Here is a 25568-nt window from a genome sequence, read left to right as displayed (position 1 = left end):
AGTTTCGCTCGTCCTTAGCGATCGTCATAGCTCAAGCATTATCGGTATCGTGCTGCGATAACCTGCTGGTTGATCCACCAACGACGGCTTGAAGAGTGGCATGACCTGGCTCCGGTTTACGCCATTCTGGCCGATAATCCGGTTATGGCACCGAGTTCGACTTCAGCTGTTGTAACGGAGGTCATTACTGCACCAATATGACCAATAAGCCTCATCATTTCCTGATGAGGCTTATTTTTTGGCACTGGCAGGTATCAACGGTGAGTAACGGACGGTTGCTGATCGCCATCTACCTCAGTTGACGTTGTCTTGGTGGTCACATTTTATTGTCCAATTTTACCCTTACGGGCCGACTTTACTGTTTCTGCACAGTAGCTAGCTTTTAGAAATTGCTATGACTTACAAACGGTATTACTGTAATAAAATTACGAGGGTGCATTATATTCTAGTACAGATAAAGACTGGAATATTGAAGGTTGTAAAGACATACCCATCTCCTTGCTGATAAATGCGGATCCGCAACCCTCGATCTTTAAATAGATAGAAATCAGGAACGAACGAAACCAGCATTCTAGCTTGGTCATCGTTCAATGCTGAATTTGTAGATAACATAACAATTTCATTACCATGACGAGTGTAATTAAATGATAATTGCTGCGAGATTCGTCGGATCATCTTTCCTGATTTGCTGAGTTCACCCACGGCGACTACTTCACCCTTATCACCATCAAAAGTGTATTTAACTTGTGCGTTATAGCTTGTGTCATCATAGATGAAGTTGATTCTCCCCTTGCATGAGAAGTGATCTGAATGATAGTGATAGACTACCTTTGCGATATAAGGAGAAAAGGCGAGCACCACTAAAAAGGCAAATAGAATGAGCGTCCTTTTACCGTTCATTTTTACTCTCTATAATATATAGTTTTGTTAAGCAGGATGTAGTATTACTCACGCTTTCATCACAAACATGGATGAGTACACGTGTTCTAAATATATTTATCGTTATGTAGGCTACCTGTTCGGGTTGGCAATGAATGTTTTTATTATGGATGAAATTTAAATACTCGTTACGGGGCCACAGAATAGATGTATTGCTGGCATAAACCTTACACTGGTTCACTTCACCAATTAGCTGATAGTTTGAAAAAAATTCTGCGTTTTGGCTGGTGTCATTCTGGAAGTTTAACAAAAGAGAAATGAACACACTCAATAGACTGAGTATCAAAAAAATTTTGACATATAAAATAATCTGACTAGAAAAGAGTGGCATGGATGGTGGCTCTATTTCCACATCAATCACGTCGGGAGTCAGTATATCCGTTGATGCTTTGGTGGAGATATTCCTTGTATCGTCCTCCGTGGACTCAGTAGTAGATCCTGAATTGTCTTCATTGAGGTATGTTACTGTGCCTGTAAATCGGATCCCTTCCTTTGGTACCGTTTTAATGATGTTTTCTTCAATGCCAGAATTCTTCAAAGCCTTGCGTAATAAATGTATATTTTGAAAATAGGTATTGGCATTAGCAAACTGTCCTTTACTTTCCCAAACTTCATAAACAAAGTCACTTTGACTGATAACGCTTCCTTTGCGTTGAAGTAGTAATAATAAACACCGACTAGCAGGTACGTTCAAAGAAATGGCAGACCCTTGCTCTCCTATCGGCTCCAATCGATGCTCATCAGATAAAAAGCAAACCTTGCCATTAATAATAAATTTAGTGTGCATTTTTAATACCCTGATTAAAAATAAATTATTCTACTGTGGATAAATTCTGCCTTATTTAAGTGTAATTCAATATCTAATGGGAAAGGCGAAATTTATTAATAAGATAAATTAATTAAATTAAAACAAGTGGTTAGATTGTCTCTATCAATGGCTCTCCCTATTCTTTAGCCATGAACTCTATGCCTTGCTGGTAGAATCTTCCTACCTAGAATTAACTAAACATAAGTTTTAATAAACTTAAATAAAATTAATTAAAAAAAGTTAATTACGATAATTCCAGATTGTCTCTTAGTATTCATCTCACACAACAGAACGAGCGAAAAGACTGTTGTATGACAGAATGAATTGAGGAGGAGTACTGCAACAAAATAGCAGATGACGTATCAACGATACTGTCTGTTATAACAGATTACTTATGGGTTTTAGCTTCATAGAATGATGCTTTCATCATATTTTTGATAAAACCCTATGACTACCAGGGGTTAACACTGGAAATATACATTAAAATAACTTTTTATGCTAGCAAGAAAAGTGGAGAGATTTTAAGATGAAAAAACCAATAATTTACACATAAATGAACAAATTAACTGCAATATGCAGAATGATAATAAAAAATACTAAAAATACCAAGTTGGCATGAAAATACTTTGCCATATGTATGTGATTGCTTTGAGATGAGGATACCCTATATCATTAATAACCAATCGGAATGGAAATTGAATACTATACGTATTTGAATAAGGCTGTATGATTTATGGAAAATGGACTTTTTGGTTTTATTATTGATGATGATATTCAATTTGATATTGCCAATAAAAGATTAACGAGAATCTCGGCAGTGTTTCCTGAGCGCTCAATGATTGTGGGTGCCGTTGCCCTCAATGATGTGATGGTAAGGTTTTTGAAATGTCTTTTAACTCGAGTGTCTAAAGGTGAACACACAGTTTCAAAAGAAACTTTCCTAAAGGAAGTGTGGGAAGACCATAACCTGGTTGCATCTAGTCAGCAATTATGGAAAACGATACGAGAATTAAAATTCAAACTAACTTCGATTGGTTTAAATCAGGATTTTATTATTAATGTTGGAAAGGTTGGTTATTCGTTAAAAATTCATACTGTTACACCATTGTTTTATCGCCTAATTTCGTAGCAACTAGAGTTGCTTCAGTTGGCTGTGCGATTGATCCTGCAATGATTCTAGCTAGCTAATAGCATCTGAAGTATTGGATTTAATTGTAACCCCTTATGGGATATATAACATCTAGCTTGATAATAAAATTTGCATTTCGTGTTCGTAAATACCCCGTCAGGGGTGGGAGTTTTATCGAAGTGTATTCTAACGGCATTTAAAATAGACTTCGCTAATATAACCGAATATTAAAAACAGAACAGATTTACTGTTTTGTTTAAGGTTAACTTTATCTTATTTTTCACAACATCAATATATAGAAGGTATTCACATGAAAGTACATAATAAATCTCTGGCCAAGAAGCTGTTACCGTGCAGCTTGTTAGCACTGATTCCTCTGGCGGCCTCTTCCTTTGCTGCGGAAGTTGCAGGTGGAACCATTAATTTTAACGGTTCCGTTGTGACTACCGCCTGCGCCGTGAGTAGCAACAGCGCTAACATTAACGTAGATATGGGGCAGGTAAGAGCTGCGACTTTGAGTGCCGCAGCCAGTGAAGCACCAACGCTGAAGAAATTCTCTATTGTTTTGGAAGATTGCGACTCTTCAGTCTCCCAGGATGTTGCCGTCACCTTCAGTGGCACGCCAAATAATGATGATCCTACCAGCTTGGCAGTAGGTTCAAATGGCGGTACTGGTACTGCGCAGAATGTAGCTGTTCGCCTTTATAACGAAGAGGGCACGGCTGTTAAATTAGGTGAAGCCTCAAGCGCGGTGAACTTACGTGATGGTGTCAATACATTAAACTTTGGTGCGAAATACTATTCACCGAATGGCGGAGCTACTGCAGGTGATGCGAGCACTGTTGCTACTTACACCCTGACTTACTCTTAATCGACAGGTCTGGCAAGGATGGCTGGACCTTAAATTTTATTCCAACATCTAGGTTTTTTATTATGCGTATTCTGACTATATTTATTTTATTGATCACTTCTCTGTGCACATCTGCAGTCTATGCAGGGGGAGTAGGATTAGGTGTAACCCGGATGGTTTATTCAGGGTCAGTCTCACAATCTTTATTAGACGTCAGAAATACGGATAAAGAATTATCTTTTCTTATTCAGTCATGGGTTGAAAATTCCCAAGGGCAACGCTCGAGTGATTTTGTTATCACGCCACCTCTATTTGTTCTGAAACCGGAAATGGAAAATGCGGTTAAGGTCATGTTTAATGGACAGCAATTACCTCAAGATCGTGAAACACTCTATTGGATAACGGTAAAAGCGATTCCTCAAACGGCTAAACAAAGTAGTACTAATACCTTACAGTTTGCTTCTGCGAGTCGTATTAAGTTGTTTTATCGTCCTGATGCCCTGACAAAGAAAGCCAATAATGATGAGTGGAAAAATCTTAGTGGCGAATTTCATAACGGTAAAATAAAACTTACTAACCCGACTCCTTTTCATATTACGACTATAAATATGAAAGTGGATGGAAAAGCGGTCAAACCGTTAATGATTCCACCCAAAGATAGCGTGATACTTGAAGAGTCATTCAGCAACGCTCGACAGCTTACTTACCAGGCGATCAATGATTATGGCGCCTGGACGTCGGAAACTTCTCTTTCGTTAACAACACATTAAGTTATAACAATTCAGAGTAAATGAGAGTGTATAGAGTGAGGATGAAAATAAATTGCGTTCTGCTTTCCCAATTTTTATTTGGAAGCGTAGTTCACGCACAGAATGATATTCATTTTAATCCCGCATTTCTTAATGGCGAAAGTGATAGTGTTGCGGATCTATCTTGGGTTAATGATGGGCGTGAATTACCTCCAGGTGAATATAATGTCAGCATATACGTAAACGAAGAATACGTATTTACAGGGGACGTAAAATTTAGCACTAACAAAGAGAAAGATAACTCCGTACTTGAGCCATGTTTGACATTAGAACAGATGAAATCAATGTTAATTGATATCACTCAAACACAAGGTAATTTCTCCCCAGTTGATGACCAATGTTATTTTCTAGGAGATCATTTTCCAGACGTGCAGATCTCTTTTGATCAAAATAAGTTGTCTGTTTATTTTAATTTGCCACAGCGATATATGTTGAATGTGCCTCGGGGTTATATCAACCCAAAGAGTTGGGAAGATGGCATTCGTTCTGCTTGGCTGAATTACGTCGTTAATGGATCTCGTAATGAATATCATCGTGAGAAACGAGAAATAGACAATCAGATGTTTATTGGTTTGAACAGCGGAATGAATTTTGGTCCATGGCGTTTTCGTGATTATTCGACATGGACAAAAAATACGGATGATGGCCTGACGCATGTCCGAACGTGGGTTCAACGGGATTTACCCGCATTACAGTCTCAGCTCTATTTGGGTGAAACCAACACCTCCTCACAGATTTTTAGCTCAGTGGGGCTAAGAGGTGTGGCAATGAATACTGACGATAATATGCTGCCGACTAGCCTGAGCGGCTACGCCCCTGAAGTCCGTGGCATCGCGCGCAGTAACGCCACTGTCACTGTGCGTCAGAATGGCAATATTATTTATCAGACCTCCGTATCCCCCGGAGAGTTTGTATTGAACGATCTGTATCCGACGTCTTCTGGTGGCGATTTATCCGTTACGATCCAAGAAGCTAACGGTACTGAAACGCATTACACGGTGCCTTTTGCTAGCGTGCCGAATCTGGTACGTCCGGGCCAATTTAAATATGCCGCTGGAGTTGGCTATTTCCGCTCGAACGAAAACCAGGACTCCCCCCTTATTATGCAAACTGAAGCATTTTGGGGCTGGAAATATGGCTTGACGCTCTATGGCGGCGCTCAGTTTTCAGAAAATTACACTGGGCTGGCGATGGGGATCGGGCAAAACGTTGGGCGCCTAGGGGCCTATTCCATTGATATGACTCATGCCCAAAGCGTGTTGGCTGACAGAAATAGCTACAGTGGTGATGCGTTGCGTCTGCGCTACAACAAATTGGTGAACGACTATGGGACAAGACTCAATTTAAATTCGTGGTTCTTCTCCTCTGATGGCTTCTATGAATTGAGTGATACCACCTATAAAAGGATGCAAGGTGGAAATGTGGCGCTGATAACAGAGGCTGATGGTTCCATCAGCACTAATTATGAGAATGTCTACAATCTGGCCTTGTCACGTAAATCCAGAAATCAGGTGGTTTTGTCACAAAGTATGGGAGAGGCTGGCGCGTTATCGTTGTCGTGGGATAAACAGACTTACTGGAAATCAGATAAATCCGCTGAAAGTGCTCAATTTGCGTGGAATAGCACGCTCGGTCGTGTTTCCTACGGTGTTAGCTACCAGCGAAGTACCAGTCTGTATGACAGCAAAAAAGAGAATATTTTCTCGTTGTCGCTATCGTTACCGTTAGGGGATCCTGCGCTGTCAACGCGTGCAAATTATGCTCTGACGCACTCTGATTCATCCGGCACCATAAGCAATGTGGGTCTTAACGGATATGTGCCGGGGCAGGAAAATTTATTCTATAGCGCCAACCAGCGTTACAGCGCCCAGCAGCAGTATGGCGGTGATCTGGCCCTTCGTTACCAAGGGGCAAGGGGTGATTACAACCTCGGTTATGGTTATTCCAAAAATGCTCGCAACCTGAGTTACGGTATGAGTGGTGGTGCAGTGCTACATGAAGATGGCCTGACATTAAGCCAACCATTGGGTAATACCAATATTCTGATTAAAGCGGAGGGCGCGAGTGATGTCGCTATCCGTAGCCATCGAGGCGTTAAAACCGACAGCCGTGGTTATGCCGTGGTTCCGTTTGCCACCCCTTATCGTGTAAACCGGGTCGAAATGGATGCTACGACGGCAGGCGAAGGCGTTGAACTGGACAATACAATTATTAGCAAAACACCAACCGAAGGCGCACTGGTGAGAGCGACTATCTCCACCAAAGTTGGTATGAAAGCGATGTTTTTCGTTCGCTATAAAAATGGTGTTCTTCCATTTGGCACTATTGTCTCTCTGACTGATGAAAGCACTAACAGCAGCATCATCGGTGATGAGGGAAGTCTTTATCTATCCGGGCTACCGCAGCAAGGAACACTGCGGGCGGTATGGGGAGCTGGCAGTGATAAATCCTGTACAGCCCGTTATCAACTGGATAAAAAATATTACAACCCAAACACGGGCCTCTATTCGCAGGAGTTGGTATGTCAATAATCTCAAGAATGCCATTACTGACAATACTGGCGCTTTCGTTTTTACCGCCCCCTGTGCTGGCTTACGATGTGCTGGTATCAGTGACGGGAAAACTGATTGGTAACACCTGTACTGTGTCAACGGATTCGAAAATGCAGACAGTCCCGTTGGGAAACATCGCCACAAAACAGTTCGGTGTTAGTCATGGGGTTAGCAATATTAAAACCCCCTTTTTTATCAATCTGGAAGAGTGTGGGCCAACGTTTACGGGGGTGAAAATTCGTTTTGTCGGCACTCCGGACGGTGATGCGGCAGATCTTATTAAGGTTGATGACGGTAGTGCCACAGGCGTTGCCGTTGAATTACTGAATAAAGACGAACAGCCTCTTGCACTAAATAGGCAAACAGATGTTCTGGGAACACCCGGTGCGGAGAATGTTCAGATGAAATTTCACGCACGTCTTGCTGCAACCGGTTCACCAGTCAGCCCCGGACCTGTCTCAGCCATTGCCACTTGGGTATTGGAGTATCAATGATACGATTATTTTTCACTATTATTCTTTCGCTTTACTGCATAAGTAAGGCTTATGCGTTGGATTGGAAGTCCGATATTACGTTATCTCCACAGCCGATGAACTATTCAGGACCTGCTGATTCGGTGAAGCCCGGTAATATTATAGGCTCTACCTGGAGTGCGACTGCATCTGTTCAGCAGGTATTCTGGTGCGGTTATTTCGTTTATTGTACAAAAGGCACAATGATGCCAGGTAGCGGTGCAATCTCTACAGGTGCATCGGTAAATGTCGATGGTGTTAATTACACCATTTTTGAAACTGGGGTGACTGGCGTAGGGTTTATTATTGGAGTGAAAGATTTCAATAGCTCAGTCTATATACCGCTTCAGGACGGACTGACCCAGACGTATCCAGCACCAGGGACCAGCAGTTCCAGTCCGGATCTGGGCTGGTCAGCAAAAGTGACGTTTATCAAAACAGGTAATACACTCACCTCCGGCGTGTACCAGACTCGCTCTATCGATGCCGCAGTACTGACGGCTTATAACAATGAGGTGAAAACTGCGCGTGTGATCATCAATCCTGTCACTATCACGGTGAAGGCATCCGGATGTACGGTCATGACCAAAGCCGCCGATGTGGATCTTGGGGTAATTGATGTCCGCACACTTCCCTCAGTCGGCAGTACATCCGCCTTTGGTAGCTTCAACGTTGCATTGGGTTGTGATGAAAACATTGCCGTGAACGCAGTGATAACTGATCAGGCTAACCCCGCGAACAGCTCCTCTGTCGTCTCATTAACCAGTGACTCAACCGCCGCAGGTGTCGGTGTGGAATTTTTCTATAACGGTAATGGTCCGCTTATGCTGGGGCCGGACAGCTCGGCCTCAGGGACGCTCAATCAATTTTTTGTTCAAACCACCGGCCAGGCACAAACACTGAATCTGCCTTTCCAGGCGCGGTATATCCGCAAGGGCGATCTACGGCCAGGCACCGCGAATGCACTTGCCAGTATTACTTTTTCTTATCAATAGATAAGCATGAATTAAGCATTGTTACAAAAGGAGCTTGAACCGAGCGGTTAAGGCTTCCAAAAATTAGCGTAATTGCCGGTGCCGTTTGTTCATACTGAATGCCATTACGGGTAAAAACAGGAACCGCGAGTAAGAGGTCGGCTCCGGCACTCATCATCAGAAACTCGCGACGTGTTGGCATCACTTCTCTCCTTTAACTTCGTTTGAATCGCGACAGTTTGGTTGGGCTTTGTGTTCCGGCTAGACTCGGCATGGCTTGGCGCATAATATCAAGAAATGCCCGCAGTCTGGCGGGGTAAAAGCTGGCATGGGGATAAACCAGATATATAGGTAAAGGTAGCCCCTGCCAATCTGGCGTCAAATGCACTAACCGTCCCTGTGCAAGGTCATCGCTTATCACCCAGGTTGAGGCGATCCCCGCACCTAGCCCAGCCAATGCGGCGTTACGTAATGCATATAGGCTGTCGGTGCTAAGTTGTGGCTGAATGGCCAGCCGATAGATTTCACCATCTGTTTTGTGGCTCAATACCACTTCATTACGGTAGAACGAATTTAATGCTAGCCACTGAAAACCCTGCAATTGTTCAGGATGCGTCGGTATTGGCTTACCGGCCAGCCGTTCAGGTGCGGCAACCACAATACGCGGTATTTCGGCTAGCAAGATCGCCACCACCGAAGGGTCGGTTACCGCGCCGACTTGAATGGCACAATCAATGCCTTCTGCAATAAAATCGGGCCGACGGTCGTTGAGCATCCACTCAACACTCATCTTCGGATAACGGCGCAGATACTCTTTCAGTGGCTTGATTAACTGGTCTTGCCCGAAAGCGTGTGGAACCAAAACCCGCAGCAACCCTCTGGGTTCATCTGTCGCACCACGCAAGTCATCAGCCATGGTATTCCAGCTATCAATCAGTGACTTAGCATGGGAATAGCAGCGCTCGCCATCGTCGGTCAACTTCATGATGTGGGTCGTGCGCTGTAATAACTTTAGACCCAGTAAGCGCTCCAGTGTCTGCAACCGGCGGCTGATAGTCGGCTGGCTGGTACCCAAGCGCACTGCCGCCCCGGATAAACTCCCCGCCTCGACAATACGTATAAATGTTTGCATCAACTCTATACGATCGATGCTTGCTAAATTAGGCTCAGTCATACGTTAAGCGTATAACAGTTTTACTCCCCAAGCGACTACCAAGATAGGGCTGCGCACGCAAAAATAGCGGCTCAACATCACTATAGGTAGCCATCATGTCAGTCATTCAAACCACCTCTAGCCATGCAGAAAGTACCGAGCGCCCTCTTTCTGGCCGCACAGTTCTGATGTTGGCAACTGGCGCGGGCCTCAGCGTCGCATCAATTTATTACAGTCAGCCACTGTTGGGTGTCATGGGTACTGACTTGCAGGCTAGTGTCGGGACGGTGGGCATGGTGCCGACATTGACACAAATTGGTTATGCATTGGGCATTTTGTTACTCGCCCCATTAGGCGATCGCCATGACCGTCGGATGATCATTTTATTGAAGGGCATTTTGCTGACTGCCGCGCTGCTGTTCAGTGGTTTTGTTCCCGATATCCATGGCTTGTTGGTCACGAGTTTTGTTATCGGGGTGGCTGCAACCATGGCGCAGGATATCGTGCCAGCATCCGCTACGTTGGTTTCGGCAGCACAACGAGGGAAAACAGTCGGAACGGTGATGACAGGTTTACTCTTGGGCATTTTGCTGTCTCGAGTGCTCAGCGGTTTTGTCGCCGAATACTTCGGATGGCGGTCGCTATATATGGGGGCATCGTTATCCGTCATTTTGATTACTCTCGTCATATGGCGCCGCTTGCCGCAGGTCCCCGCAACCTCGATACTGAGTTATCCGGCACTGTTCGCATCGATGAGCCATTTATGGCTCCAGTTTAAAGATTTACGTCGGGCAGCGTTGTCACAGGGCTTACTGTCCGTCGGGTTCAGCGCATTTTGGTCAACGCTGGCTGTAATGTTACAAGACACATACCACCTTGGAAGTGCGGTCGCAGGTGCATTTGGTTTGGCAGGTGCTGCTGGTGCATTGGCTGCTCCTTTAGCGGGTACATTGGCCGATCGCCGTGGGCCACAAGTTGTTACCCTTATCGGTTCTGGTCTGGCAACTCTGTCATTTGCTGCTCTGTTCCTCTTGCCCTTGTTACCGCTTCATTTTCAAATAGGGCTTATTGTGATCAGCGCAATTGGTTTTGATTTTGGTGTTCAAGCCTCGTTGGTGGCACATCAAACCATTATCTATAGCTTGGAGCCTGCGGCTCGCAGTCGGCTTAATGCTTTGTTATTTACTGGTATGTTTATAGGCATGGCGATGGGGTCCGCCTTGGGTAGTTTGATGTTGGAACGATTTGGTTGGACTGGGGTTGTCGTTTTGATTACCTTGGCCGGTGCCGCAAGTTTGGCTGTTCGTTGGGGGGCGCAGCATCAAATAGCTAGGGCACTGATGGCAAAAGGGTAGCAATACAATCTTATCCAAGGTGGTTAGCATTATCTGATCTGTATCCATGTCGTTAGCGTTACCCAGTATCGTGAGTACTTCCCAAAATCGTCACTGTTTCGGGATGGCTGCTCCTACAGACATCCCGAAAATATCCCTTAAGCTCTGCGATAACACGCCCAGCCAGACCATCACTCGCAGTGCTGTTACTTGTTCTGCCTATTCGCTTGGCTTATTAACTTTGCAAATAGGCAATGCTCTGGCGAATCTCTCTTTCAATATCGGCTTCTGACCAAGTATTCAGCTGTGAGGAGAATGGCTCAAAAGCATATATTCCCTGATAACCCAACCGTTCAAGATTGGCTACCTGCTGCTTGCTGTTCAATTTATCCTTATCACTTAGCATGATGCGGTCTTCATCAGTTAATGTGGACTTCAATCTTGCCTCTTCGACACCGGAAAGATGCACCAGTCCAATCGTATTGACGTCAATATGCGCATCAAACTCAGCCTGAGCGATATCACTCAGGTAGTAGTGGAAGGTATCTAATACCATTTTGTAGGGCGCGGCTGATTTGTGGATGATGGATTGCGTCAGCAGATGAGAGCGTAATGAGCTGATGCCGAAACCTAAAGGTTCTACTAAACCAGTGACCTGATATTTTTTAAATAGCGGTGCCAGCAACAGTAGGGCATCCAGTGTGTCTTGCTCTTTTTGCTCGGCTGAACGCTTATCACTGGTACTACAATTTGGGCACAGGATAACTCCATGGCAATGAATCGCTTGCGCCAGTTTTAGCATCTCTTCTGCCTCTTGCAACAGCACAGAACGGCGCTCAGGCAGGTTGAAATATTGCAAGGCATTGATAGTGACAATCTCAATATCATATTCATTTGCCAGCGCATTAAGTTGTGCGGTGGTCAACTCGTCAGTCACTTTCCCACTTGGCATGTCATTGCGTAACTCAACCTTATTTAAGCCACATTTTTTAACCAGACGGAAAAAGCTTTCAATACTTAAATTGGGGGCAATTTTACGATTAATACAGAAACGATTTTGTGCAATGGACATGATATTTGCTCCTGCTATGGTGACTGCTTGAGATATATTTATTTTCCGAGCCAAGAGACCCGGAAATTAACCGTTCAATAAATAATGGCCGATAGAAAAACTTACTCGATAAAGATGTTACTTACTCTCACTAGGAACCACTGGTATGGCCTCTGCTAATGATTTTTTCGATCGTTTTGCTAGCATGGTCTCTTCCATATGTTCCAGTGCCACCCCTTTGGTTTCTGGTACAAAGCGGCAGATAAACCAATAACTGAATAAACAGCAAATGGCGAAAATCCACATTGGGAAGGCACCGTGGAATTGTGATGAAAGATAAGGTTGGTCATTCATCATCGGGAAGCTTTGTGAAACAGCAAAGTTGGCCACCCACATGCAACCGACTGCAATGCTCATACCTTGCGCTCGCATGCGGTTCGGAAATATTTCAGAAATCAGTACCCATGTCCCTACGCCCCATGAAAGTGCGTAGAAAATCATGAAGAACAGCATACCGAACAGTGCCAGATAACCAGTCGACTGGTTGTAGAGGGCAAATGAGGTAATCAGTAATCCGAGGATGGTGCCGATAGTGCCAAAGCGCATTAGTGGTAAGCGTCCCATGCGATCCATTAACACCGCACCAATAACCGACCCAACCAGTTGAAGTACGCCGAGCCAGATGGTTTGGAATAGCGCTTCTTGCATGCTACCGGTGACGACTTTCAGCACGACTGGCGCGTAATACATCATGACGTTCACGCCAGTCACTTGTTGCAACATTGCCAGCATACAGCCGACAAAAATAATAAAACGCACTCTGTAATCTTGGTAGTTCAGTCGATTTTTATGCTGTTGCCGATCTTCTGCCAGTGACATTTTTATTTCGTTCAGCACATTCTGAGCATGGCTGGCATTGGAGACCTTGGTGAGCATCGCTAATGCTTGAGCTTCTCTTCCCACCATTACGCTCCAGCGCGGAGATTCAGGAATAAAGAAAACAAAGATACAAAATAGTGCACAGGGAATAACGGCTGAACCAATCATCCAGCGCCAGCCATATTCAATCAACCAAAGCTCTGTGGCTTGGCTGGCAATTTTATAGTTAACGTAAAAAATCACGATCTGCCCAAATACAATGGCAAATTGTTGCATGCTCAGTGCTCGGCCACGCATATTTTTAGGGGAGACCTCCGACATATACATGGGAGAAACCGTTGAGGCCAATCCTACCGCCAATCCGCCGATAATTCGGTAGATGACAAATACCGTGAAAGTGGTTGCAAGTGCAGCGCCGATAGCGGAAATAGTAAATAGAGCCGCAGCCAGCATCAACGCTTTTTTGCGCCCCCAACGGCCTGCTATCGGGCCTGAGATAAATGCCCCAATCACACAACCAATGACAACATTGGATACTGCCCATCCGGTTTCTGCTGGGCTAAGGTTAAAGTAACTTTTCAGTGAATCGATCGCACCTGAGATAACCGCAGTGTCGTAGCCGAATAAGATGCCACCGAGAGCGGCGATGCCGCAGATCCGTAACACATAGCCGGTATTCCTTTTTTGCTGATATGCCATAAAAACTCCGTTTAGTGTCCCTTGTCGCCAACCTGCTGCATTAACCTGTTGAGAGAAATAGGCAGGGCAAGAGTTGGATTGAAGTAACGTGCATACTGATTTTAATAAGAACATTCATTTCATTTTTATTAAATAACGGAACATTAATTTTTCGATCCAGCTCAAATATCGAGCTAAAAAAAATCTTACAAAGGCGACTTAAGGCGACAAAGAGCCAACTGATTGCGTTTGTTTTTTTTTACATTAGCAGCTTATTCAAGCGGAAAAGATGAGAAATTGCAGGCGGATGAACACAATGCGGAGATGATCTGGACATTTTCATGATTGCTTGGAAGGCTTGCAGGAACTTGCGAGGTATCGCACAAAACAAAATTTCTAAAGAAAGTTATTTGAAACTTTTTTTTCAATAGAATAGAGTCTGCATATCGGCTGGTTTTTCGCCTTTCTGGCGGCTGGTCGCCTTGCGGGCTATCTTGGCTCAACAACAAGATAACCCTTACTGATTGAGCGCATGGTCCGTTAGGTGTCCGGCATATAGCCATTTTCAATGACCCTTGCGATAGCCGCTATTAAGAAGAGGGTGAGACATGAAAATTGTGAGTAACTTTATTGGCGGGAAGAATTCTCTGAGTTCCAGCAACCAGACTGCCGATATTCATAATCCTGCCACCGGTAAGGTTGAGGGTCGGGTGACGCAAAGCACTGCTGAGGAAGTTTATCAGACCATCGGGGTTGCTCATCATGCGTTTGCCGACTGGTCACGTACTACTCCTCTGCGCCGCGCCCGTATCATGTTCAACTTTAAGGCATTGATTGAACAACACCGTGATGAACTGGCTGAATTGATTGTCCGCGAGCATGGCAAAGTCTATTCCGATGCATTGGGAGAGATCACTCGCGGCTTAGAGGTGGTCGAGTTCGCCTGTGGTATCCCACACTTATTGAAAGGTGAATACTCCGCAGATGTCGGTACTGGTGTCGATAGCTTCTCAATGATGCAACCGTTGGGTGTCGTGGCTGGTATAACGCCATTCAATTTCCCAGCAATGGTGCCAATGTGGATGTTCCCTGTCGCATTAACTTGCGGCAATACTTTTATATTGAAACCGCCTGCGCTAGACCCTTCTGCTTCTGTTCGTTTGGCTGAGTTATTAACTGAAGCTGGATTACCGGATGGTGTGTTCAATGTTATTCACTGTTCAAATGAAAGTGCTGCCCAACTCTGCACTGACTCACGAATTCAGGCAGTCAGCTTTGTTGGGTCATCCACCGTTGCTGAACATATTTACACGACGGCCAGTGCTCATGGGAAGCGTGTACAAGCTTTTGGCGCCGCAAAAAATCAGGCGATCATCATGCCGGATGCTGATCTGGATGCCACGGTAAATGCATTGATGGGTGGCGCATTTGGATCCGCAGGTGAGCGTTGTATGGCATTGCCTATCGCGGTTGTCGTTGGCGATAGCACAGCAGATAAGTTAATCGAAAAGCTAAAACCACTTATTGCTCGATTGCGTGTTGGCCCTGGTATTCAGCAAGGTGGGGAAGAGAATGAGATGGGGCCGTTAATTTCAGCCACCCACCAGGAAAAAGTCATTGGTTACATTGCTCAAGGGGTTAAAGAGGGTGCGACGTTAGTTACAGATGGCCGTAATTATAAAGTTGCTGGCTATGAGCAAGGGTATTATGTCGGTGGCACATTATTTGACCATGTCACTCCTGATATGAAGATTTATCGGGAAGAGATCTTTGGCCCAGTACTGGGTATTGTCAGAGTTCCTGATTACCAAACAGCAATTGATACCGTGAATAGCCATGAATTTGGTAACGGGAGCGCTATTTTTACCAGCAATGGCCATTATGCTCGGCAGTTCGTCCATGAAGTTCAGGCTGGAATGGTGGGTGTCAATGTGCCGGTTCCAGTTCCAATGGCATTCCACAGCTTTGGTGGCTGGAAGCGGTCTGTATTCGGTGCATTAAATGTCCACGGTACTGATGGTGTGCGTTTTTATACGCGGATGAAAACAACCACAGCTCGTTGGCCTACGGGGCAACAAACTGTTTCAGAATACAGTATGCCAACGCTGGGTTAATGCAATAGATGGTGTTTTTTCGAATAATTTCATGCTGTTAATAGGAGAGTCATTATGCCTTCACTGCTTGCCAAATGTCAGTCGCCGGATGCGAATGAGCGTATTCAGCATATTTCACCAGAGAATGCGGGCTGGCGTTTTGTTGGGTTTGATGTTTATCGCCTCTCGGCGGGTAAGACATTAATCCTGGACAGTGGTGACAATGAACTTTGTCTAGTACTGATAGCAGGCATTGCTTCAGTTTCAACACAACGAGCTGAATATCCACATATTGGCAAACGCATGAGTCCGTTCGAGCGAACACCACCTTATTCTGTATATGTCCCTCATCATGATCATGTGAAAGTCGTGGCAGAGACCGATCTGGAGTTGGCTGTATGCCGTGCCCCAGCAAAAGGGCATTTACCTTCCCGTTTGATTACACCTGCAGATGTCAGTGTTGAGCAGCGCGGAAAGGGGCGTAACCAACGGTTGGTTCATAATATTTTACCTGACAGCGAACCTGCGGACAGTTTGCTGGTGGTTGAAGTCTATACCGATGAAGGGAATACCAGTTCATACCCGAGCCATAAGCATGATCAAGAAGATGCAACAGATGAAACCTATCTGGAGGAAACCTATTATCACCGGCTGAATCCAGAACAAGGCTTCTGTATGCAGCGGGTGTATACCGACGATCGTTCGCTGGATGAATGTATGCCGGTTTATAACCGTGATGTGGTGAAAGTGCCAAAGGGTTATCACCCAGTGGCAACATTGGCAGGCTATGACAGCTATTATTTAAATGTGATGGCAGGGCCAGTACGGCTATGGAGATTTACTTGGGAGAAAGATCACGCTTGGATCAATAGTGATCAGTATCCGGTAAAGAAAGGCTAATTCACGGCTATTAGAATAATGCGGATGGGTAGAAAGAATTCTACCCATTGATGAATCTACTGAGATCATGCACTTCCTGGCAGGAATAGCTAGAGCCGCGCTTTAGACGTTATGCCTTTGCGTTATTCAGCGCCAATGAAACCGCCAGTGTTTGCGCCAGGCACATAGATGCAACTTGCGAGCGGAATCCATCAACCTGAGCCTCCCGCACCACAAAGCACACATCGCTGAAAGCCGCTAATGGGCTAACCTGACTATCCGTAATCGCAATCTGCTGGGCACCACTTTTAGCGCCTAGCTCCACCAGTTCTAGTGCTTCTTGCGCATAGGGCGAATAGCTGATGGCGATCACGACATCTTTAGGTTTTACCATGCTCAACTGTTCAGCAAACATGCCACCTAATCCATCAATCAAGAAAGCGCGCCGTTCCAAATGGCGTAGCGCATAGGTTAGATAAGACGCGACGCTGAATGAGCGACGTAAGCCAATGACATAGATATTTTCGGCGTTTTTCAACAACTCAACTGCTTTATCCAGCTGTTCTGCACTGGTTTGTACTGCCAATTGTTGCAGAGCTTGCGCATTGACCATGGTAAATACATTCAGTATTTCAGACGGTTTCTCTGGTGCAGTATTACCATCTGTGGAGGTTTGGCGGAACAACCGAGCACGCTCGGTATAGTTCACCGTCTCTTCCATCAGGTGTTGACGAAATACCTGTTTCATTTCGTTAAAGCCACTGAAACCAAAGGCATTGGCAAATCGAATTAAGGTCGAAGGTGGCACACTGGCTTGAGCCGCAATGGAAGCAACCGTATCAAAAGCAATGCTATTACTGTTATCCAAGATATAACGGGCAACCTGTTTTAGGCGTTTGCTTAACGTCTCATAACGATGACGAATTTGGTCTTGTAACAATGAAAGTTGAGTAGGGTTATTCATCCATTCGGCCCACGGCAGAGGAAAATTAAGGTGCTATCTGTCAGGCATTCTAACAGATGGTTTGAAAATTTCATTTACTGATATTGGCATTTTATTTTATTTCATTACAACTTGAATCAGTTCACAAAACCATCTTAAAGGAAATGCGGTTAACCTAAAGAGTTTACTTTATTAAGTTTGATAAAAATCAGGATTTTTTCGGGCGTATAAGGAGTAAATAGCGTAGATAGCGGCATAATGGCGCCGACGTATTCACACGTCAGCGCCTATAAGGCAGTGTTAGATTCAGACTGTTGGACGATAGTCACGCCAATACCCAATTAGCGTTTGGTAATTTTGTTTCACTTGTGCAATCAGCTGTGCATCATTCAACTCACCCTGTAACCAGTGGCGTGATGCCTGCCCAAAAATGGTCCGGCCGACGGCAAAACCCTTCACCCATGGTGCCTGTGCAGCTGCGGCAAAACCTGCTTTTAACATGGCTTCTGGGGAGTCTAAACCCAGAATGAGTACCCCACGGCAATAGGGGTCTTGCGCTTCAATCAATTTGCCAACTTGTTGCCAGTTCTCGGCGCTTAGCGGTGGTAGTTTCCACCAATCCGGCTGAATACCGAGCTGATAGAAATGAGCCATAGTTTCAATATAATAACGCTCATCTTTATCATCATTATCTTCAGGTAAGATCACTTCCAATAGCAGTTCATGCCCTGTTTTACAGCATCCATGATAGACATCAAGAATCAGTTCATCTTGTTGCTGGCGTAGCTTTGCACTGTCTTTGGGGTGATAAAAAACTAGGCACTTCACAACATGTTCCAGTGGCCAATCGATAAGTTGGGAACCAATATTGCCATGTTCGAGCTGTAACGGTCTTGAACTGGGTAACTCAATGGGTCGGCCTATCCACCACCCTTGCCCGGTAATGGTATTGAGTGCTTCCTGACCATAAGTTGTATCCGCCAGAATGCCACTTTTATGCTCTAAGCCAGATTCTTGAGCCGCCTGTTGCGCGGCCTGTAGTAGTAATGTTTTGAGTTTAGGGATCCGTTCTTCACCAACGCCGGCCTCACGGGCCATATCAGCCAGTTGCTTGCGGTGATCAAAGGCGAAGACACAAAGTTCAGGCCATTGCTGTTTACGTGTGGTCACTCGGTGCAAATGATTAAGGCGGGCATCACGATCTGGGCGTGGAACAGAATTTTCACGGCTAAGATAATCATCTAATTCGATTTTGGTCGGCATGGCTGGCGCACAACCATGACGCGAAACAACCAGCGCTCCACAGGCATTAGCATAACGGCAAGCCTGTTCCCAGCCCTCATCATTAAGATAACCACGAAGTAGGCCAGACATAAATGCATCGCCAGCACCCAGCACATTGAGGACCTCGACCCGGACACCTGAGTGCAGTTTTACGACTTCCCAATTTGTGGGGATGTCTCCTTCAAACACGGAACAACCTTGTGCTCCCCGCTTGCAGACCAGTGTTGCCTGTGTGGCCTTACGTACATTTTGCAGTGCTGTCAGGGTATCGGTGCTACCACCTGCAATGTGGAATTCTTCTTCAGTACCGACGATTAAATTGAAATGATGCAGTACTTCCTGTAATTCCTGCGTCACTTTTTGCGACTCAATGAAACGTGTTTCACCATCTCCGAGTGATGTTAGATCCCATAATACTGGGCGATAATCAATATCCAAGGCCGCCCGTAAACCATGTTTATGAGCATATTCCAATGCTTTTAGCACTGCTGCACGGGTGTTTGGGTGAGAGAGGTGTGTGCCGGTAATTGCCAACGCTTTTGATGAAGCGATATAAGATTCGTCAATATCGTCCGGCGTCAGGGCCATATCTGCACAGTTTTCACGATAAAAAATCAGAGGAAAAGTCTCTTGATCTTTGATACCGAGAATAACCAACCCGGTCAGGCGCTGTTTATCAGTAATCAGAAAACGAGTATCGGCCCCAACACGCTGTAATTCCTCGCGTAAAAAACGGCCCATATGTTCATCACCTACACGTGCCAGCATGCCTGACTTTAATCCCTGAATCGCTGTACCATAAGCAACATTACCTGATGATCCGCCTAAATATTTGGCAAATGTACTGGTATCTTCCAGACGAGCACCAATCTGTTGCCCATAAAAATCGACGGCAATGCGCCCGATACATATGACATCCAGCACTTTGTGTTGTGTACCCATCCCCATTTCCTTCTGTATTAAACCAAGCCCCGACAATGATCGATGAAATGAATCTGTAATGGCGTTTCGAAAAACAGTATGAGGAATAAAAATTTCAAGTTCAAGGTTAAATGGAATTTATTCCCCGGTTATGTGACGCGGATAAAAGCCTTATATCACCCAAGAATATGGGACTTAGGCTAAACCCTTACGCAAGTTATTAGTGGCTTTTTCGGTGAGTAGAAGTAGAGATTAAAGTGCAATATAACTGAATAATATCAATGTAATATATGTTGATTTTGATGCGTAAAGGTAACGCTGCATAGAACGGGTCGCGAGTGGTTCAGTAGTTTCAGCGTTTACTGGATTATTTGATCTTCATCGCATAATGAAATGTTTCTTCTGTAATGTTATTTTATGAAAAAAATATTTGTTTATAATCCCTACTATGTTTCAACTTACTGTCGCCAGCATAGTGGAAGCCACCAAGTTTGCTTCCTCTCTTGGCTACGTATCCTTAGGGGCTGGATGTATTTCGGTCACCATGGTGTCGCGCAAACAGAGCAAAGGATGGGTAAATGAATAAGATTCGGCTAACCACTGCACAGGCATTAGTCCGATTTTTGGACAATCAATACCTGCAAGTTGATGGTCAGGAAATCAAATTTATCAAAGGGATTTTTGCTATTTTTGGCCATGGTAACGTGCTGGGGATTGGGCAAGCACTGGAACAAAATTGTGGTGACTTAGTGGTTCATCAGGGGCGAAATGAGCAAGGAATGGCCCATGCTGCAACCGGTTTTGCCAAACAAAAACTGCGTCAGCAGATCTATGCTTGTACATCGTCTGTCGGGCCAGGTAGCGCTAATATGATTACTGCGGCAGCGACGGCAACGGCTAACCGCATTCCACTGTTATTACTTCCCGGCGATGTGTTTGCATCGCGCCAACCTGATCCCGTGCTGCAACAAATTGAACAGTCTCATGATCTTAGTATCAGCACCAATGATGCATTCAAGCCGGTCAGTAAATACTGGGATCGCATAACGCGGCCAGAACAGCTGATGAGTGCGTGTATAAATGCGATGCGGGTACTGACCGATCCCGCAGAGACTGGCGCGGTGACACTTTGTCTGCCGCAAGATGTTCAAGCAGAAGCCTATGATTACCCAGACTATTTCTTCCAAAAACGAATCCATCGCCTTGATCGGCGACCTGCCAGTGCTGCAATGCTGGCTGATGCCATTGCTCTGTTGACCTCAAAGCGTAAACCGATTTTGGTGTGTGGCGGAGGGGTGAAATATTCGCAAGCGGGTCAAGCATTACAACGATTTTCTGAATGCTTTGGTTTGCCATGGGTAGAGACGCAAGCCGGTAAAGGCACTATCAGCTCCGAACATGAATTGAATCTCGGCGGTATTGGTGAAACAGGCTGTTTGGCCGCGAATACATTGGCAAAACAGGCTGATCTAGTGATCGGTGTTGGCACGCGCTATTCCGATTTCACAACATCATCAAAATGGTTATTCCAGAACCCGAACGTTTCATTCCTCAATATTAATGTTAGCGCTTTTGATGCTGGCAAACTGGATGGTTTGCAATTGCTGGCTGATGCGCGTGAAGCTCTGTCAGCATTGCATCAACAGCTTGGTAGCACCGGTTATCAGGCTGGCTGGGGTGGTGAAATCGCCCGGATGCGTGCTGAACAATTGGCAGAAACACAGCGAGTCTATCAGGTAGAGTACTGCGGTGAGGATTTCATCCCTGAAATAAATGACCACTTGGATCGTGAACACGTTTTTGCTGAGTTTATCCAGAAAACTGGCTCATTCTTGACGCAGAGCCAGGTGCTGGGTGTACTCAATAATCAATTGCCTCATGATGCCGTCATTGTTGCGGCAGCCGGTAGTCTACCCGGTGATTTACAGCGAGTTTGGCGTACCAAAGGGATCAATGGTTACCACGTTGAATATGGCTATTCGTGTATGGGTTATGAAGTCAGTGCGGCATTGGGTGTGAAGCTGGCCGAACCTAGCCGTGAAGTCTATTCGTTAGTCGGCGACGGTGCCTTCATGATGCTGCATTCCGAACTGGTCACCTCTATCCAAGAGCGCTGCAAAATCAACGTGATACTGTTCGATAACATGACCAATGGCTGCATAAATAATCTCCAGATGGAACATGGCATGGATAGCTATGCCACTGAATTCCGCTTCCGCAATCAGGAAACTGGTCAACTGGATGGTAATTTTGTTCCAGTAGATTTCGCCATGCTAGCTGCTGCCTATGGTTGTAAAACATACCGTGTTTCCACCGAACAACAATTGGTCGACGCATTGGCCGATGCCCGTTTACAGACAGTTTCTACCTTGATTGACATAAAAGTGCTGCCAAAGACCATGGTACATAAGTACCTGAGTTGGTGGCGGGTAGGGGTTGCTCAGGTATCTGAAGGTGAAAGGACTGACGCCGTAGTCCGTGTATTGGAACAGAATATAGCCAAAGCTCGCGACTATTAGCGCTAGCCCAATGAGTGGTAAAGAGCAGCTCTAATCGTATGTGATCTGGATGTGAAGTCATAAAACGAGCAGGTATCACCTGCAAACCGAAACTTCATGAGGAAAATAATATGTCGTTAAATATTGGTGTGATCGGAACGGGTGCTATTGGTCAGGATCATATTCGTCGTTGTAGCAAGGTTTTGCAGGGCAGCCGCGTAGTCGCTGTGACTGATATCAATCGTGAACATGCTACTAAAGTTATTCGCGACCTAGGTATTGAAGCGAATGTTTATGCTGATGGCTATGAAGTTATTAATGCAAAAGAAGTGGATGCGGTGCTAGTCACGTCCTGGGGCCCGAGCCACGAAGAGTTTGTTCTGGCCGCCATTGCTGCGGGTAAATATGTATTCTGTGAAAAACCATTGGCTGTGACGGCCGAGGGGTGTAAACGCATTGTAGAAGCTGAAGCTGCACAAGGTAAGCGTTTGGTTCAGGTCGGGTTTATGCGCCCTTATGATCAGGGTTATCGTGCACTGAAAGGGGTGATTACCAGTGGGAAGATTGGCGAGCCACTGATGCTGCACTGCGCCCACCGTAACCCAACTGTGGGTGAGAATTATACGACTGATATGGCTATCACGGACACATTAATCCATGAGATTGATGTATTGCGCTGGTTACTCGATGATGACTATGTTTCCGTACAGGTTGTTTTCCCACGTAAAGCCAAACATGCCAAAACACACCTGAAAGACCCGCAGATCGTGTTATTTGAAACGGTGAAAGGGACGCGTATTGATGTCGAAATTTTCGTGAACTGCCAATATGGCTACGACATTCAATGTGAAGTCGTGGGTGATATAGGTATCGCAAAATTACCGGAGCCATCATCAGTGTTGCTGCGCAGTGAAGCTCGTCTGTCACATGAAATTCTTACCGATTGGAAAGATCGCTTTATCGACGCCTATGACGTGGAGCTGCAAGCTTTTATTAACGATGTTCTGGCTGAAAAACTCACCGGGCCTTCTGCCTGGGATGGCTTCGCCGCCGCAGTGACTGCGGATGCCTGTATTGCCGCTCAGCTCAATGGCGAAATTGTTCCTGTTGATTTGCCACAACGGCCTGCTTTTTATAATAAATAATACCGATATCAGCCGCCTGTGCGTCAGTCATCATGCTGCCGCATAGTCAGACCTTTTATTGCAAACCGGGCTTATTTCAAGTTTGCGCGCATCACATGTGAAATCGGGGGCGTTATGAAGATTGCATTTGACGTTGATGTTATTAAAGAGCTCGGTATTACCAAGATGGTTCGCCAAGTTGCGGAGTGGGGATATGACTATATAGAGCAGTCACCACATCCACAGATTAATCCCTTTTATAAACATCCAAAAGCGGGCCGCGAAGTTGTCGCAGAATATAAGAAAGTCCTAAAAGAGACCGGAATCGAAATATCATCTTTTATCGTGGTATATCGCTGGGCTGGACCGCTTGAAGCACGGCGGCAAGCGGCGGTAACCAACTGGAAGAGAATGATTGAGGTTGCGGTCGAAATGGGTGTTTCAGTGATTAATACCGAGCTCTCGGGTGATCCGAATGAACCCGAGATTTGTGAAGAGATGTGGTATCGCTCAATGGAAGAGTTATTGCCAATTATTGAGCGGGAAGGCATCCGGGTAGAGATTCAATCTCACCCGTGGGATTTCTGCGAAGAAAATAATGAAACTGCGGATTTAGTGAAATCATTACGCAGCGATAATGTGAAATATCTCTATAGCGTGCCTCACACCTTTTTCTACGATAAAGGCAAAGGGGATGTCGCCAGTATGCTGAAATATGCCGGTGATGACCTCTCTCACGTATTGATCGCCGATACCATGAATCACACTAAACACTGTCGCTATATTGTTAATCCACCAGGGGTTGATGCTGTTATTCATCAGCATGTGGGAATTGGTGAAGGGGAGGTTGATTTCTCGGCACTATTCCAAACCCTGCGTGATATGGATTTCGCCAATCGCACTTTTAAAGTCGGCGGCGAATCAATTATTGCGACGTCTCTTTTTGGTTATCCGGAAAAAATGGTGCATCAGGCGGTTGCTACCCGCGAACGAATTGAGCGTGAACTATTGGGCAAATAGCATCGCTTGATGGCCTGAATATTAGGCGCCATTAAGACCTATTACTTTTTGAATAAAGACTATTTCTTGCATTAAAGGACGGCAATTAATCACCTTTTAATTGTATTCATCTGTATTAATTGGATGTATCGGCGAGGTTTATTATGAATAAAGATCGTGTGAAGTTGGCAATCGCTCCTATTGGCTGGACGAATGACGATATGCCAGATTTAGGCAAAGAAAATACTTTCCAACAATGCATTAGTGAGATGGCATTGGCCGGATTCACCGGCAGTGAAGTTGGCAGTAAATATCCACGAGATCCTAACGTATTGAAACCTATGCTTGAACTGCGAGGTATACAGATCTGTAATGCCTGGTTCAGTACTTTCTTTGCTGATGATCAACGCGCTAAGACCATAGATGAATTCACAAATCATATGAACTTCCTCCATGCTATGGGGGCAAAAGTGATTGGTTGCTCAGAACAGAGTAAGAGCATTCAAGGAACAACAAAAGCAGTCTTTGAAGAGAAACCCTACTTTACTGATGTAGAGTGGCAGCGTGTGGCGGAGGGTTATAACGAGTTAGCTAAAATTGCAGCGACCAAGGGTATGCAAGTCTGTTTACACCATCATATGGGGACTGGTATTCAAACTAGCGAAGAAATAGATCGCTATATGAGCATGGTTAACGATGATGTCTATCTGCTATTTGATACGGGTCATGCCTATTATTCCGAAGGCAGCCAAGAAGCCATGTTAGCCATTTTAGAAAAGTATTTACCGCGTATTAATCATGTTCATCTGAAAGACGTTCGTGATGACGTTGTCGCTGAAGTTAAAGCTAAAAAACTCAGCTTCCTTGATGGCGTTAAAAAGGGCACATTCACTGTACCCGGCGATGGCGTTATTGATTTTCGACCTGTGTTTAAATTACTGGATGAAAAAGGCTATCAAGGTTGGATGGTGGTAGAGGCGGAGCAAGATCCCGCTATTGCTAATCCATTTGAATATGCAGTGAAGGCGCGGCGTTATATTAAGGAGGCTGCTGGGATTTAGCCATACCCGTCATCTTTCAAATTGCAGGTGTGTTGGCTGCACTCACTCACCCGAATCACTGACTTGAGTCAGCTCATCGGGATTCGTTTGTTTGCCGC

General features: G+C 45.2%; 21 protein-coding genes. 13 read left to right on the top strand and 8 right to left on the bottom strand.

The genetic code is table 11. From position 1 onward, the window contains the following. Nucleotides 1-438: 438 nt before the first annotated feature. A complete protein-coding gene (locus ACZ76_RS08400; protein ID WP_048618434.1) occupies nucleotides 439-900 on the bottom strand; it encodes a hypothetical protein in 462 nt (153 codons plus the stop codon). Further along, nucleotides 890-1726 carry a winged helix-turn-helix domain-containing protein gene (locus tag ACZ76_RS08395; RefSeq protein WP_048618432.1) on the bottom strand — a complete coding sequence of 279 codons (837 nt, stop codon included), beginning with the start codon at nucleotides 1724-1726 and terminating at the stop codon, nucleotides 890-892. Before ACZ76_RS08395 ends, ACZ76_RS08400 begins: the two co-directional genes overlap by 11 nt. 754 nt (nucleotides 1727-2480) lie before the next feature. Between ACZ76_RS08395 and ACZ76_RS08390 the strand changes: the two genes are divergently transcribed. From ACZ76_RS08390 to ACZ76_RS08365, 6 genes are all read left to right on the top strand, one after another. Next, entirely contained in the window at nucleotides 2481-2876 is a 396-nt protein-coding gene (locus ACZ76_RS08390; protein WP_048618430.1) for a winged helix-turn-helix domain-containing protein, read from the top strand. Between the two features lie 310 nt (nucleotides 2877-3186). Continuing rightward, nucleotides 3187-3747: a fimbrial protein gene (locus tag ACZ76_RS08385; protein ID WP_048618428.1), complete on the top strand. Its 561-nt coding sequence runs from the start codon at nucleotides 3187-3189 to the stop codon at nucleotides 3745-3747. Nucleotides 3748-3809: 62 nt separating this feature from the next. After that, nucleotides 3810-4496 (top strand): fimbrial biogenesis chaperone, encoded by a 687-nt coding sequence (locus ACZ76_RS08380; RefSeq protein WP_048618427.1) that lies wholly within the window; start codon nucleotides 3810-3812, stop codon nucleotides 4494-4496. A 41-nt stretch (nucleotides 4497-4537) separates the two neighbouring features. Continuing rightward, on the top strand, nucleotides 4538-7066 hold the full coding sequence (locus ACZ76_RS08375; RefSeq protein ID WP_048618426.1) for a fimbria/pilus outer membrane usher protein: 2529 nt from the start codon (nucleotides 4538-4540) through the stop codon (nucleotides 7064-7066). Next, nucleotides 7057-7581, top strand: a complete 525-nt coding sequence (locus ACZ76_RS08370) for a fimbrial protein (protein ID WP_048618424.1) — start codon at nucleotides 7057-7059, stop codon at nucleotides 7579-7581. The genes ACZ76_RS08375 and ACZ76_RS08370 overlap by 10 nt, the downstream gene beginning before the upstream one ends. Then, nucleotides 7578-8594, top strand: coding sequence for a fimbrial protein (locus tag ACZ76_RS08365; protein ID WP_144413900.1), 1017 nt, complete (start codon nucleotides 7578-7580; stop codon nucleotides 8592-8594). Before ACZ76_RS08370 ends, ACZ76_RS08365 begins: the two co-directional genes overlap by 4 nt. On the opposite strand, the gene ACZ76_RS08360 is transcribed toward ACZ76_RS08365, so the two are convergent. Beyond that, nucleotides 8575-8775 (bottom strand): hypothetical protein, encoded by a 201-nt coding sequence (locus ACZ76_RS08360; RefSeq protein ID WP_048618422.1) that lies wholly within the window; start codon nucleotides 8773-8775, stop codon nucleotides 8575-8577. The two genes, ACZ76_RS08365 and ACZ76_RS08360, sit on opposite strands and share 20 nt — an antisense overlap. A 12-nt stretch (nucleotides 8776-8787) precedes the next feature. Next, the gene (locus ACZ76_RS08355) at nucleotides 8788-9747 is read right to left on the bottom strand and encodes a LysR family transcriptional regulator (RefSeq protein WP_048618420.1); all 960 of its coding nucleotides are present in this window, start codon (nucleotides 9745-9747) and stop codon (nucleotides 8788-8790) included. 95 nt (nucleotides 9748-9842) lie between these two features. Between ACZ76_RS08355 and ACZ76_RS08350 the strand changes: the two genes are divergently transcribed. Next, nucleotides 9843-11081, top strand: a complete 1239-nt coding sequence (locus tag ACZ76_RS08350) for an MFS transporter (RefSeq protein ID WP_048618418.1) — start codon at nucleotides 9843-9845, stop codon at nucleotides 11079-11081. A gap of 214 nt (nucleotides 11082-11295) precedes the next feature. Here ACZ76_RS08350 and ACZ76_RS08345 read toward each other — a convergent pair whose 3' ends face one another. Both ACZ76_RS08345 and ACZ76_RS08340 read right to left on the bottom strand, forming a co-directional pair. Next, nucleotides 11296-12132, bottom strand: a complete 837-nt coding sequence (locus tag ACZ76_RS08345) for a TIM barrel protein (protein ID WP_048618416.1) — start codon at nucleotides 12130-12132, stop codon at nucleotides 11296-11298. Nucleotides 12133-12249: 117 nt separating this feature from the next. After that, nucleotides 12250-13689, bottom strand: a complete 1440-nt coding sequence (locus ACZ76_RS08340) for a sugar porter family MFS transporter (RefSeq protein WP_048618414.1) — start codon at nucleotides 13687-13689, stop codon at nucleotides 12250-12252. Nucleotides 13690-14276: 587 nt separating this feature from the next. Here ACZ76_RS08340 and ACZ76_RS08335 point away from each other — a divergent pair. After that, on the top strand, nucleotides 14277-15782 hold the full coding sequence (locus tag ACZ76_RS08335) for a CoA-acylating methylmalonate-semialdehyde dehydrogenase (protein ID WP_048618412.1): 1506 nt from the start codon (nucleotides 14277-14279) through the stop codon (nucleotides 15780-15782). Nucleotides 15783-15836: 54 nt separating this feature from the next. Beyond that, nucleotides 15837-16661: a 5-deoxy-glucuronate isomerase gene (gene iolB / locus ACZ76_RS08330; RefSeq protein WP_048618409.1), complete on the top strand. Its 825-nt coding sequence runs from the start codon at nucleotides 15837-15839 to the stop codon at nucleotides 16659-16661. A gap of 109 nt (nucleotides 16662-16770) precedes the next feature. Here iolB and ACZ76_RS08325 read toward each other — a convergent pair whose 3' ends face one another. Beyond that, nucleotides 16771-17604 carry a MurR/RpiR family transcriptional regulator gene (locus ACZ76_RS08325; protein ID WP_048618408.1) on the bottom strand — a complete coding sequence of 278 codons (834 nt, stop codon included), beginning with the start codon at nucleotides 17602-17604 and terminating at the stop codon, nucleotides 16771-16773. A 285-nt stretch (nucleotides 17605-17889) separates the two neighbouring features. Beyond that, complete coding sequence (locus ACZ76_RS08320; RefSeq protein ID WP_048618406.1) at nucleotides 17890-19809, bottom strand: bifunctional 5-dehydro-2-deoxygluconokinase/5-dehydro-2-deoxyphosphogluconate aldolase; 1920 nt, start codon at nucleotides 19807-19809, stop codon at nucleotides 17890-17892. Nucleotides 19810-20366: 557 nt separating this feature from the next. Between ACZ76_RS08320 and iolD the strand changes: the two genes are divergently transcribed. The 4 genes from iolD to iolE all read left to right on the top strand — a co-directional run bounded on the left by iolD (nucleotide 20367) and on the right by iolE (nucleotide 25470). After that, nucleotides 20367-22307 (top strand): 3D-(3,5/4)-trihydroxycyclohexane-1,2-dione acylhydrolase (decyclizing), encoded by a 1941-nt coding sequence (iolD, locus tag ACZ76_RS08315; protein ID WP_048618404.1) that lies wholly within the window; start codon nucleotides 20367-20369, stop codon nucleotides 22305-22307. A 110-nt stretch (nucleotides 22308-22417) separates the two neighbouring features. Next, nucleotides 22418-23431, top strand: coding sequence for a Gfo/Idh/MocA family protein (locus ACZ76_RS08310; RefSeq protein ID WP_048618402.1), 1014 nt, complete (start codon nucleotides 22418-22420; stop codon nucleotides 23429-23431). Nucleotides 23432-23545: 114 nt separating this feature from the next. Further along, nucleotides 23546-24430: a sugar phosphate isomerase/epimerase family protein gene (locus tag ACZ76_RS08305; RefSeq protein ID WP_048618400.1), complete on the top strand. Its 885-nt coding sequence runs from the start codon at nucleotides 23546-23548 to the stop codon at nucleotides 24428-24430. 143 nt (nucleotides 24431-24573) lie between these two features. Further along, the gene (gene iolE / locus ACZ76_RS08300) at nucleotides 24574-25470 is read left to right on the top strand and encodes a myo-inosose-2 dehydratase (protein ID WP_048618399.1); all 897 of its coding nucleotides are present in this window, start codon (nucleotides 24574-24576) and stop codon (nucleotides 25468-25470) included. Nucleotides 25471-25568 lie beyond the last annotated feature (98 nt).

The organism is Yersinia aleksiciae, from assembly GCF_001047675.1.
GTDB classification, from domain to species: Bacteria; Pseudomonadota; Gammaproteobacteria; order Enterobacterales; family Enterobacteriaceae; genus Yersinia; species Yersinia aleksiciae.
This window is presented reverse-complemented; position numbering and strand designations above follow the sequence as displayed.

Excerpts from the sequence above, each read along its gene's own strand:
- ACZ76_RS08400 (WP_048618434.1), bottom strand. The coding sequence starts at position 900 with ATGAACGGTAAAAGGACGCTCATTCTATTTGCCTTTTTAGTGGTGCTC.
- ACZ76_RS08395 (WP_048618432.1), bottom strand. The coding sequence starts at position 1,726 with ATGCACACTAAATTTATTATTAATGGCAAGGTTTGCTTTTTATCTGAT.
- ACZ76_RS08390 (WP_048618430.1), top strand. The coding sequence starts at position 2,481 with ATGGAAAATGGACTTTTTGGTTTTATTATTGATGATGATATTCAATTT.
- ACZ76_RS08385 (WP_048618428.1), top strand. The coding sequence starts at position 3,187 with ATGAAAGTACATAATAAATCTCTGGCCAAGAAGCTGTTACCGTGCAGC.
- ACZ76_RS08380 (WP_048618427.1), top strand. The coding sequence starts at position 3,810 with ATGCGTATTCTGACTATATTTATTTTATTGATCACTTCTCTGTGCACA.
- ACZ76_RS08375 (WP_048618426.1), top strand. The coding sequence starts at position 4,538 with ATGAAAATAAATTGCGTTCTGCTTTCCCAATTTTTATTTGGAAGCGTA.
- ACZ76_RS08370 (WP_048618424.1), top strand. The coding sequence starts at position 7,057 with ATGTCAATAATCTCAAGAATGCCATTACTGACAATACTGGCGCTTTCG.
- ACZ76_RS08365 (WP_144413900.1), top strand. The coding sequence starts at position 7,578 with ATGATACGATTATTTTTCACTATTATTCTTTCGCTTTACTGCATAAGT.
- ACZ76_RS08360 (WP_048618422.1), bottom strand. The coding sequence starts at position 8,775 with ATGCCAACACGTCGCGAGTTTCTGATGATGAGTGCCGGAGCCGACCTC.
- ACZ76_RS08355 (WP_048618420.1), bottom strand. The coding sequence starts at position 9,747 with ATGACTGAGCCTAATTTAGCAAGCATCGATCGTATAGAGTTGATGCAA.
- ACZ76_RS08350 (WP_048618418.1), top strand. The coding sequence starts at position 9,843 with ATGTCAGTCATTCAAACCACCTCTAGCCATGCAGAAAGTACCGAGCGC.
- ACZ76_RS08345 (WP_048618416.1), bottom strand. The coding sequence starts at position 12,132 with ATGTCCATTGCACAAAATCGTTTCTGTATTAATCGTAAAATTGCCCCC.
- ACZ76_RS08340 (WP_048618414.1), bottom strand. The coding sequence starts at position 13,689 with ATGGCATATCAGCAAAAAAGGAATACCGGCTATGTGTTACGGATCTGC.
- ACZ76_RS08335 (WP_048618412.1), top strand. The coding sequence starts at position 14,277 with ATGAAAATTGTGAGTAACTTTATTGGCGGGAAGAATTCTCTGAGTTCC.
- iolB (WP_048618409.1), top strand. The coding sequence starts at position 15,837 with ATGCCTTCACTGCTTGCCAAATGTCAGTCGCCGGATGCGAATGAGCGT.
- ACZ76_RS08325 (WP_048618408.1), bottom strand. The coding sequence starts at position 17,604 with ATGAATAACCCTACTCAACTTTCATTGTTACAAGACCAAATTCGTCAT.
- ACZ76_RS08320 (WP_048618406.1), bottom strand. The coding sequence starts at position 19,809 with ATGGGTACACAACACAAAGTGCTGGATGTCATATGTATCGGGCGCATT.
- iolD (WP_048618404.1), top strand. The coding sequence starts at position 20,367 with ATGAATAAGATTCGGCTAACCACTGCACAGGCATTAGTCCGATTTTTG.
- ACZ76_RS08310 (WP_048618402.1), top strand. The coding sequence starts at position 22,418 with ATGTCGTTAAATATTGGTGTGATCGGAACGGGTGCTATTGGTCAGGAT.
- ACZ76_RS08305 (WP_048618400.1), top strand. The coding sequence starts at position 23,546 with ATGAAGATTGCATTTGACGTTGATGTTATTAAAGAGCTCGGTATTACC.
- iolE (WP_048618399.1), top strand. The coding sequence starts at position 24,574 with ATGAATAAAGATCGTGTGAAGTTGGCAATCGCTCCTATTGGCTGGACG.